General features: G+C 63.6%; 3 protein-coding genes. All 3 read left to right on the forward strand.

Going from position 1 to position 3,283, the window contains the following annotated elements; translation table 11 throughout:
* The first annotated feature begins 57 nt into the window (after window positions 1-57).
* The 3 genes from GY725_19295 (at window position 58) to GY725_19305 (ending at window position 3,265) form a co-directional block, all read left to right on the forward strand.
* A complete protein-coding gene (locus tag GY725_19295; GenBank protein ID MCP4006330.1) occupies window positions 58-177 on the forward strand; it encodes a PEP-CTERM sorting domain-containing protein in 120 nt (39 codons plus the stop codon).
* A gap of 60 nt (window positions 178-237) precedes the next feature.
* Window positions 238-1,185, forward strand: coding sequence for a glutathione S-transferase family protein (locus GY725_19300; protein MCP4006331.1), 948 nt, complete (start codon window positions 238-240; stop codon window positions 1,183-1,185).
* A gap of 139 nt (window positions 1,186-1,324) precedes the next feature.
* A complete protein-coding gene (locus GY725_19305; GenBank protein MCP4006332.1) occupies window positions 1,325-3,265 on the forward strand; it encodes a pyrroloquinoline quinone-dependent dehydrogenase in 1,941 nt (646 codons plus the stop codon).
* The last annotated feature ends 18 nt before the right edge of the window (window positions 3,266-3,283 follow it).

The following is a 3,283-nucleotide window of genomic DNA, read 5'->3' on the forward strand; positions in this document are numbered from 1 at the left end:
CGGAGCCGCGTGACAGGAGAACAGAATTCCCCCACCGAATACCGCGTTTGCTCTAGCATGGGAACCCGTATCACAATTGCGGTAGTCCCTGAGCCGACAACGTTCGTGCTCCTGGCCGTTTCCCTTGGCGGCTTTGCGGTAATCAGACGAATTCCCGGCGTGGTTCAGTCCTGTTGATCTGCCCGGTTTCTTCGAACCAGTTACAAGAAGTACTTCCATCCGAGAGAGGTCCAGTTCATGGCGCCCGATAAACCGGTCATCCCGACTGGCGGCCTACATCCAGAGATCACCCTGCCCCACAAAGCGGAGGTTGAGCTCTACCACAACTCGCTGAGCCTGTGCTCCGGCAAGGTGCGTGTGTGCCTGGCTGAAAAGGGAGTCCCGTTCAGGGGTATTCACATTCATCTGATTGAGACCGGGTGGTACGAGGTCTGTAGCCCGGAGTTCCTGGCTGTGAACCCCGGTGGCACAGTCCCCGTCCTCGTACATAACGGGCATCCCGTGTACGAAAGCCACGACCAGATCCTCTACATCGACAAAGTGCTCGGGGTGAAAGGAAGTCTCTCCCTCGACAGCGAGGCGTACGAGCACTGGACCGAGATGTCGGCGTTGCTGGATGATCTGGACGGGAGCAAGACGATGGGGAATTGCATCCCGTTTCTCACGATGCCGATTTTCGTGCATATGCTGCACGGAATCTCTGTTGAGAAGGTCGAGTACGGGGTTCACAAGCACCCGCGACCCGAACGGCCGAGAATTTTCATGACGCTCAAGCAAGCGGGTACCGAGATCTTCAAGAGCGGACTCAAGGACGCCGTGCAGTCGTCGCGCGACCACATGCGCGTGCACCTTCTTGCGATGGAGCGAGCCCTTACCATCGGCGGGAGTACCGATGAGCCCTGGCTGTGCGGCGCCACATTCAGCTTGGCCGATGTGGGCATGGTGACGATCATGCACCGCCTGGTGTGCGCGGACTGGAACTTCCTGTGGGACGACCTCCCCGCCGTCCAGGCGTACTGGGACCGGCTCAAGGCACGACCTTCGTTCAAGACCGCGGTGACGGACTTCGACCTCCCCTCTGTGCTGGAGGCGAGCGCCGCCCACCGAAAGATGAAGACAGAGCACGAGTGGTACCGCAAAGCCTTTGAAGGCGGGTACGATGCGTCCGCTGGCCGCCAGTCATGACTCTGTAAGTGAGATTCCCGATCGGGATCTCGAGCCCGGCTCGCTGCTGCATCCGCAGTAGGGGCCCTGCAGCCTCGCCGCTGCGGCGCGCGATCTGCTGGCGCCGACAGGGCATGCATCTTGCTGCCTGACGTCGTCCATGAACCTACTTCGGATCCTGATTCTGACCCTCCCCTGGTTCGTGAGCGGCTCCGCGTTGGCGACCGAGCCTGTGGGGTGGCCCTCATACGGCGGTGGAAACGGCGCCATCCATCACTCGCCGCTGTCCGACGTCCGCGCGGACAACGTCTCCAAGCTCGAGGTGGCCTGGGTGCATCACACCGGCGACGTGGCGGACGGCAAGCCCGAGACTCCGGACAGAACCGCATACGAAGTGACGCCGATCCTGGCCGACGGACTGCTCTTCTTCTGCAGCCCGTTCAACCGCGTGTTCGCCGTGGATCCGGAGAGCGGGCAAGAGCGTTGGGTCTACGATCCAGAGATCGACCGCACCGTCGCCTACCTGAACCAGGCGGTGTGTCGCGGAGTGGCGACCTGGCTCGACGATCGAGCCTCCGCTACAGCCCCGTGCCGCCGCCGCATCTTCACCGGCACCAACGACGCGCGCCTGATCGCACTCGACGCGGCGACCGGAGCTCCCTGCGATGACTTCGGCGAAAGAGGTGAAGTCGACCTGACGCGCGGAGTCGGGGAGGCCGCGCCGGGTGAGTACCAGGTGACCTCCCCGCCCGCGATTATCGGGGATCGAGTCATCGTCGGGGCGGCGATCGGGGACAACCGACGCGTCGACGCGCCCAGCGGAGTATTGCGAGCCTTCGATGCGCGCACGGGCGAGCTCGTCTGGGCCTGGAACCCACTTCCCGCAGACCACGAACGGCTGCGAGCCCCGCTGCCTCCGGGGACGGACTATCCGCTTGGAACCGCCAACGTCTGGGCCCCGATGGTGGTGGACGCCAGGCGCGACCTGCTGTTCGCGCCCACGGGTAACGCGTCGCCGGACTACTACGGTGGTCGGCGCAAGGGAAGCGATCACTTCGCAAGCTCCGTCGTGGCGCTTCGGGGATCGACGGGAGAGGTCGTCTGGCACTTCCAGACGGTGCACCACGACCTCTGGGACTACGATGTCTCCTCTCAACCGACGCTCATTGATCTCAGACGCGATGGTGAAGTCGTTCCCGCGCTCGTTCAAGCCACAAAGATGGGCCATGTCTTCATCCTGCATCGCGAGACGGGCATCCCTCTGTTTCCGGTCGAGGAGCGCCCGGTTCCCCAGGACGGTGTTCCAGGCGAGACGTTGTCTGCGACGCAGCCCTTTCCAGTGAAACCACCCCCCCTGGTTCCCTCGAGCGTTTCCGAAGACGATGCGTGGGGACTCACCTTCTGGGACAAGGGCCGCTGTCGCTCCAGGATCCGTGCGCTTCGAAACGACGGAATCTTCACGCCACCCTCCCTCCGGGGTTCTCTGGTCGTGCCCGGAGCAATCGGAGGCTCCAACTGGGGAGGGGTCGCCTTCGACCCGGACCGCAACATCCTGATCGCCAACGTCACGCACATGCCATTTGTCGCGACGCTGTTCCCGGCAGAAGAGTACGAGCGCCGCAGCGCGGCGGAGCCGGACGACGAGATCCGGCCACAACGGGGAACACCGTACGGACTTCACCGCGAGAAGCTGGTTTCGGGACTGGGAATCCCGTGCGTGAAGCCACCGTGGGGCACGCTCGTAGCCGTGTCGCTGGAAACCGGCGAGATCCTGTGGAAGGTCCCGCACGGCAGCCTCCGCGACATCTTGCCCGTGCCAATCCCCTGGAACGTGGGAACTCCGACGCTAGGCGGATCGCTGATCACCGCCAGCGGGCTCGTGTTCATCGGTGCGGCGATGGACAACTACATCCGCGCCTACGACATAACGACGGGTAAAGAGCTGTGGAAAGGCCGGCTGGAAGCTGCGGGAATCGCCACGCCCATGACCTACCGGGTGCGCCCAGGCGGAAAGCAATACATCGTGATCGCCGCCGGCGGACACAGCCGGGGAGGCATGCCGCTGGGCGACACACTGGTGGCCTTCACTCTCCCGGACTGACTCGCCTGCGATCTGCGA

It is taken from the genome of bacterium (assembly GCA_024226335.1).
GTDB lineage: Bacteria > Myxococcota_A > UBA9160 > SZUA-336 > SZUA-336 > JAAELY01.

Excerpts from the sequence above, each read along its gene's own strand:
- GY725_19295 (MCP4006330.1), top strand. The coding sequence starts at position 58 with ATGGGAACCCGTATCACAATTGCGGTAGTCCCTGAGCCGACAACGTTC.
- GY725_19300 (MCP4006331.1), top strand. The coding sequence starts at position 238 with ATGGCGCCCGATAAACCGGTCATCCCGACTGGCGGCCTACATCCAGAG.
- GY725_19305 (MCP4006332.1), top strand. The coding sequence starts at position 1,325 with ATGAACCTACTTCGGATCCTGATTCTGACCCTCCCCTGGTTCGTGAGC.